Below are 6,880 nucleotides of genomic sequence, written 5' to 3' on the forward strand. Positions count from 1 at the left end.
TCGACGGCGTCCCGCAGCGGCTCGGCCCCCGTGTCCAACGCGGCACGGGCGACGGCCGTGACGGCGGGCCGCAGTTCGCCGGCCGGATCCGCGAGCAGCGCGCGCAGCCGGTCCGGGTCCGCGAACAGCCCCCACAGGCCGCGCAGTTGCTCGGCGGAGGACAGCCGTGGCCCCACCGTGCGCAGCGCGTGCTCGACGAGCTCCGGTATGTCGGACACCACCGCGGCGCCGACGAATCCCGGCCGGTCCATCGGGTCGGCCCCGCGGGTGCGGATCGCCTCCCACAGGGCGCGCAGGGCGCCGGGTTCGGCGTGCCGACCGGGGGTGAGTACGGTCCGCCGCATCCACGGCAGCGCTGCGGCGTGCCGATACACGAGCGTGTCCACCACGGGGTCGGGCCGCTCCAGCAACACGGTCAACTCGTCCGCGTCCAGACTCGGGTTGTGCGCCACGGCACGCCGCACCAGCACGTCGGGGTCGTCGACCGCCGTCGCCCGCGCACCCGCAGGCGACAACGCGCACCCCAGGATCGGGACTTCCACATCACCCAGTCGATCCCGCAACCGCCCGGCGTCCCCGGGCGCGCCCCCCGCGAGCACCAGCCCGAGCAACGTCTCGGCGGCGCTCCCCCGTGTCGACCTTTGTGTCACCGTTCGGTACCCCTGTTCGTTGTCGTTGTCGTTGCGGATCCGGGCGTCCCCGGCCCGTGTTGCCACCCGGACGTCCCGGCCAGGTCGACGACCCGGATACGTCCCAGCCCATCACAGTGGCCGGCGGCTCCTTCGCGGGGGCATCGCGCCGGTGGACTGCACACGTCGGCGGTCCCACGACGCTCCCTTGCCTCGGTCGCTGCCGTGGCCGCAAACCTCCGCCCGCCGGCGCAGTTCCGACGGCGCCGCCCCCGACACCGATGACAGCGCCGGTGACGCCCCCGAGCCGGGCACGGCTTACCGGGCACCGAGGTACCGGGCACCGGGCACCGGGCGCCGGGTACCGTCTACCGGGCACCGCGCACGGTGTACCGCGCCGATGATCTTTCGAAGCACGTGGTATCGCGCTATCGTGGCGCTCGTCATACATACGCCATGTGCGACAGGCCGCGCACGCCGCAGGTCGCGCAATCGGTGCAGGAGTCGAGCGGCCGTGCGCGAGAAGGGTGTCCGTCCATGGGTTACCGAGTCAGCGCCGTCGATCCGGCCCGAACCGCCCTGATCGTCGTCGACGTGCAAAACGACTTCGTCGCTCCCGGCGCGCCGTTGGAGTCCGCAGCGGGCTACGCCATGCTGCCCACTCTCGGCGCGCTGATCGACTTCTGTCGCAAGGCCGGGATCCTGGTCGTCTACACGGCACACGTGCACCGTCCCGACGGCTCCGACATGGGCCGCTACAAGGATCTGTATCCGCCGATCGCCGACGGCAGCGCGCTCGTCGACGGCACTCCCGGCGGAGACATCCACCCCGCCGTCGCGCCGGCCCCGGGCGAGATCGTGGTCAAGAAACACCGCTACAGCGGCTTCTTCGGGACGGACCTGGAGATTCTGCTGCGTGGGCGCGGCATCACGACCGTGGCGGTGACCGGCGTGACCACCGAGGACTGCGTGCACGCCACCGCGCGTGACGCGATGTTCCGCGACTTCTGGACCCTGGTCGTCGCCGACGCGTGTGGCACGTACGACCACCCGGACCTGGGCTGGGGCGCGATGACGGCCGACGAGGTACACCGCGCCGCCCTCGTGGTGCTGGCCCAGTCGACCGCCGACGTGGTCACCGCCGAGCAGTTCACCGCGCGCGTGGGCTGACGAGGCAGGTGGGGCGGGACGGCCTCGTGGTACGCACGTACCTGGTCGAGGCCGCCCGCAACGATCACGACGACGCGGCAGACCAACCTGCCAAGCCGCCCTCGTAGCCGGTCGCTTGCCCTTTTCGGGTCGCCTGACGGTCCGGTCCGGACCGGCGAACCGGCCCGGCGAACCGGCCCGGTGGCAGGGTCAGTTCAGTGCGTCCGTCACGGCCGGGACGACCGCCTCGACCACCGCCTCGACCTGATCGATCCCCGCCGCCATCGACGCCTGATCGTCGGACAGCACCGCGACCATCAGGGTGCGGCCGTCGTGGGTGACCCGTCCGATGCTGTTGATCACCCACAGCCCGGTGGCGTCACGCGGCAGCCAGCCGTTCTTGAGCGCGGTGTCCGTCCCGGCGTCGGCGACGGTGGACACGCCCCACGCCTGGTCGTCGGCGACGGACGTCATCAAGTCCTCGATGTAGGCCCGCGACCGGGCGGTCAGGGCGGACGAATCAGCCGTCACGGCGTTGAGCAGGCGGACCTGATCACCGACGGTCGTGGCGGTCAGCCCCCACGACGCCTCGGTGGGCACGGTCTCCGTCAGCCCCAGTCGTACGTTCGCGGCCCGCAGCGCCGCGGCGCCGCCGATGGACCCCCACAGCGTGTCGGTCGCGGTGTTGTCACTGTTGCGGATCATCGCGGCGGCGGTCGTCCGCTCGGCCGCCGTGAGCGATCGGCCCTCGTCCTGGGCCCGAAGCAACAGCGCGGCGAGGATGTCGACCTTGACGATGCTGGCTGTGACGTACGTCCGTTCCCCGCCCGAGGACGCGATCTCCCCCGTGGCCGGATCGAAGACCGCCACCGAGAGGTGCCCGATCGTCGAAGGCATCGCGGCGGCCAACGCGGAGGCCGCCGACGCAGAGCTCGATACCGGGGCGGACGCCACACGTGACGCGGCGGCGGGATCCTGATTCGCGCTCGACACCGCCGTCGGAGGCGCCGTGGCCTGCTCCGGTTCGTCGTCCATGCCCACCTGCATCCGGGTCTCCGTCGCCGTCGACCTCGCGACCGGCTCGCGCGCCGACCGGTCGCCCGATTCGGCGTGCGCCACGAGTAGCACGCACACGACCACGATCGTCAAGACCACAGCGAGAAGCGAGGCGCCCGGTATCGACCGTCTCGCACTCGCGGGACGCCTTGGGCGTCGATGGGCGTGACTCATGCCGCAAACGTTGGTCCGGCGATCTGGACGTCGGATGAGACCGGTCTTAAGACCGCATGAGAGCGCCCGTGCCGAGAGCCCACGCAGGGAGAGCGCACGTGATGAGGGCCCACGCAGGGAGAGCGCATGTGCCGAGGGCCCACGTAGGGAGAGCGCACGTGCCGAGAGCCCACGCAAGGAGAGCGCCCGTGCCGAGGACCCACCTAGGGAGAGCGGACGAAGTGAGGGCCCGCGTAGGGAGAGCGCATGTGCCGAGAGCCCGCCTAGGGAGAGCGCACGTCCGCGGCACCAGGGGACGCGAGCCGACAGGTGCGATCAAGGCATCCGCTGCGCCCGCCGAGCCGACCGCAGCGCGAGCGCCACGCACCCGGTGCCCAACACCCCCGCCCACGCCGTCACCACATGCGGCGCGCCGATCTCGGCCAGCGCCCCCGCCAGCGCCATCCCCACCCCCTGGACCGTCATCAGCCCGGCCGACATCAGCGTCATCGCCCGACCGTGCATCCCCGCCGGCACCGCGGTCAGGAACCACCGGTCCACTCCGAGCGTGTACGCGCCGCACAACCCCGTCGCGAACATCGCCGCGAGCGCCCAGGGCAGCGACGGACGCAGCGCGAAGCCGAGAAACGGAAGCAGCGAAACCAGCGCGAGCGGCCCCACGATCCTCGACCGCAGCGCCGGACCGAGCAGGGTGCCGGCGAGCAGTTCGCCCAGCAGGGTCCCGACCGGCATCGCCGCCATGAACAGCCCGAGCCCCGTGGTTCCCGCGCCGATCCCGTCCGTGTAGGGAGCCGCGAGGGCCTCGGGGACCACGATGAAGAACGGCTGGATCCAGACGAGCACCATGAGCGTGCGCACCGGACGATGCGCGAGCAGCTCGCGGGTGCCCCCGGCCTTGCGCACCGCCCGACCGGGACGCCGCCGAGTGCCGAAACGCAGCAGCAGCGCGGACGCCGCGAACGTCGCCGCCGTGACCAGCAATGCCCCGCGCGGACTCACCACCACGAGCAGCAGCCCGCCGAGCCCGAACCCCGCGACCTGCGCGCCCTGCGCCACCATCCGGATCAGCGACCGACCGAGGACCAGGGTGTCCCCGTCGCCCAGGATGTCCGTCAGGCTCGCCGCCCGGGCACCGGTGAACACCGGCGCCACCAGCGACATCACGAACTTCAGCCCCAGCAGCACCGCGACCGGGGTGCCCGGTACCGCCATCACCACCGCGCACCCCGCGCACAGCACGTCGCACACCACGAGCACCGTGCGTGCGGCGTACCGATCCGCCAACCCGGCCAGCAGCGTGCCGCTGATCGCATACGGCAGGAACCCCAGCGCGTAGGTGAGCGCCGTCAGCAGTGCGGACCCCGTAAGGCGGTACACCAGCACCGCGAGGGCCACCTGGGCCAGTACGGTGCCGGCCATCGACAGTACGTGCGCCGCGAAGACGGGACGGAACTCCCGTACCGCGAAAACCATTCCGTAGCCGCCGCGCTCGTTTCGCGAGGTCTCGACCCCGGTGCCCACCGGAGCGGCCGAGGCCGTGTCGCCGGCCGGCTCGTCCGTTTTGTTCCCCGTCGTCGTCATGGCGACAGCCTGGTCGCCGAGGGGTGCGCGATGTATTGTTTCGGGCCCATCCGAAACTTCGACCGTCGCGGGAGGACCGTTGACCCTGCACATGCACTTCGGCGCGCCCGACCTCCTGCGCTGTCGGTTCGCGATCTCGCCGCTGTGGGAGACGCACCACGCCATCCGGACGTTGATCCGCTCCGAGGGACACGGATACCACCCACAATGGGTACGGCGGGCCCGCGAGGCGGTGGTGGGCCTCGACCTGGAGCCGATGCTCCTGATGATGCCCTGGCGCGGTTACACCCCGGACTTCCTGTGCCCGCCGCCTGCCGGCCCCTTGACGACGCTCGAGGGTGAACTCGCCCGGGTGCGCGCGACCGACCCGGCGGCGGCGCACCCGGAACTCTCCCGCGCGCTGGCGCAGACCGCAGGCTCCGCCGACCACCCGCTCGGCCGCCGGATGCTCGCCGATCCGGCGTGGGCGATCGGTGAACTCGCCGATCTCTACGAGCGCGCGTGGGACGCCCTCCTGGCCCCGTACTGGCCGCGCCTGCGGTCGCTCCTGGAGGCCGACATCGCCTTTCGGACCCGACGCCTTGCCGACGACGGGCTCGCCGGTCTGTTCGCCGACCTGCACCCGCGCATCTCGTGGGCCGACGAAACGCTCACCGTGACCGGCCGCAACGGGTCGGCGACCCACTCCCGGGTGCTGGACGGCGACGGACTCGTCCTGGTGCCCGGGGTCTTCGTGTGGCCGGCCGTCGTGGGCGGTTTCGACCCGCCATGGCAGCCGACGCTGATCTACCCCGCCCGCGGTATCGGCGGTTTGTGGAGTGAGCCCGCGCAGGAACCCTCACAAGGCCTGAGCCGCCTGATCGGCGCCAATCGCGCGGAGATCCTCGTGGGCCTCGACACACCCGCGACGACCAGCGCCCTCGCCGACCGCCACGGCCTGGCCCTGTCCTCGGTCTCGGCCCACCTGTCCGTCCTGCGCGACGCCGGCCTGCTGCTCTCACGCCGACACGGCCACCAGGTCCGCTACGAACGCACCCCACTGGGCGACGCATTGGCCCGCTGACGGCCGGCGTCCACCTGCCGGTGGTTCACGAACGAGGCCCTCCCGTGTCCCCAGAACGACCCAACACCCGAAGCCGCCCGCGCCCGCGGGGGTGTTCGCGCCCGGGGGCGTTCGCGCTCGTGACTCGGCCGCAGACCTGATCGCGGAGGCGCGCGGCGGTGGTTGGCTGGGCGGTCGTGGGTGGGGGGCTGGCGCCTGGCGGCGTGGTCGACCTGCGGCAACGGTTGGTTGAAGAGCGGGAGATGGCCGCCGAGAGATCCGAATCGTCGCTGTCCGTAGGCTGATGGACACGGCCGCAGGCCTGATCGCGGAGGCGCATCGCGGTGGTCGCCGGTAGAGCGTGCGTGGCGCATCCGGCGGTTCGGGACTGTCGGATGCGTCACGCGCGGCGCGCAAGCGGGAGGCGGAGAGTGGGAAGCGGGAAGCGGTTACGGGTGGGTCGTGGTGCGGGCGGCGAGTGCCGCGCCGGCGTGTTCGAGCCAGCGCTCGGGTTCGGTCGAGGCGGCGGCGGTGGATCCGGCCAGGCGGGTCAGGTCTTCGTGGGTGGTGATGCCCGGTGGCAGGGGCGCGTCGACCGTGCCGGCGACGAGGGCGACCGGTACGTCGCCGGCAGCGTGCGCGTAGTCCACGACGGTGCCCACGACCTTGCCCTGCGCGGAGGTCGCGTCGAAGCGGCCCTCGCCGGTGATCACCAGATCCGCGCCGGACAGCGTGGCGGCGAGACCGGCCAGTTCCGCCACACGGTGTGCGCCGGGGAGGATCGACGCGCCCCACGCGGCGGCCAGGCCGTAGGCGGTGCCGCCGGCCGCACCCGCGCCGGGCGCGCCCGGTTCGCCGCCGAGGAGTTCGGCCAAGCGGGTGAGGCCGGCGTCGAGTTCGTCGATCTCCGCTGTGGTCGCGCCCTTTTGCGGGCCGTAGACGTGTGCGGCGCCGAGTCGGCCGAGCAGCGGGTTCGTGACGTCGGTCAGGATCTCCACCCCGGCGGCCGGCGGTTCGAGGAGTCGGCTCCGATCGATTCGGCCCAGGCGGGCCAACGCAGCGCCGCCATAAGGAAGTTCGGCGCCATCGTCGTCCAGGAAGCGGGTGCCGAGGGCGCGCAACGCACCCGTCCCGCCGTCGGTCGAGGCCGATCCGCCCACGGTGATCACCAGGCCACGCGCGCCCGCCGCCAGCGCGGCGGCGATCACCACGCCGAGACCTGCGGTGTGGGCGCCCATCGGATCGGGCG

At 72.5% G+C, this 6,880-nt stretch carries 6 protein-coding genes; 2 read left to right on the forward strand and 4 right to left on the reverse strand.

Going from position 1 to position 6,880, the window contains the following annotated elements:
• Positions 1 to 716, reverse strand: a 716-nt coding sequence (locus GT354_RS39675) for a hypothetical protein (RefSeq protein WP_202512816.1), incomplete at its 3' end; no start/stop codon positions are given.
• Between the two features lie 450 nt (positions 717 to 1,166).
• On the opposite strand from GT354_RS39675, the gene GT354_RS39680 reads away from it, so the two are divergent.
• Positions 1,167 to 1,799, forward strand: a complete 633-nt coding sequence (locus tag GT354_RS39680; RefSeq protein ID WP_161361245.1) for a cysteine hydrolase — start codon at positions 1,167 to 1,169, stop codon at positions 1,797 to 1,799.
• A 189-nt stretch (positions 1,800 to 1,988) separates the two neighbouring features.
• Here the strand turns inward: GT354_RS39680 and GT354_RS39685 are convergent, their stop codons facing one another.
• Complete coding sequence (locus tag GT354_RS39685) at positions 1,989 to 2,918, reverse strand: serine hydrolase (protein ID WP_346012383.1); 930 nt, start codon at positions 2,916 to 2,918, stop codon at positions 1,989 to 1,991.
• A 405-nt stretch (positions 2,919 to 3,323) separates the two neighbouring features.
• Positions 3,324 to 4,481, reverse strand: a complete 1,158-nt coding sequence (locus GT354_RS39690; RefSeq protein WP_237535901.1) for an MFS transporter — start codon at positions 4,479 to 4,481, stop codon at positions 3,324 to 3,326.
• Between the two features lie 187 nt (positions 4,482 to 4,668).
• On the opposite strand from GT354_RS39690, the gene GT354_RS39695 reads away from it, so the two are divergent.
• Entirely contained in the window at positions 4,669 to 5,652 is a 984-nt protein-coding gene (locus tag GT354_RS39695) for a DUF5937 family protein (RefSeq protein ID WP_161361249.1), read from the forward strand.
• A gap of 428 nt (positions 5,653 to 6,080) precedes the next feature.
• On the opposite strand, the gene GT354_RS39700 is transcribed toward GT354_RS39695, so the two are convergent.
• On the reverse strand, positions 6,081 to 6,880 hold an 800-nt coding region (locus GT354_RS39700), incomplete at its 5' end, for a glycerate kinase (RefSeq protein WP_161361251.1).

The organism is Streptomyces sp. SID3343 (assembly GCF_009865215.1).
Classification (GTDB): domain Bacteria; phylum Actinomycetota; class Actinomycetes; order Streptomycetales; family Streptomycetaceae; genus Embleya.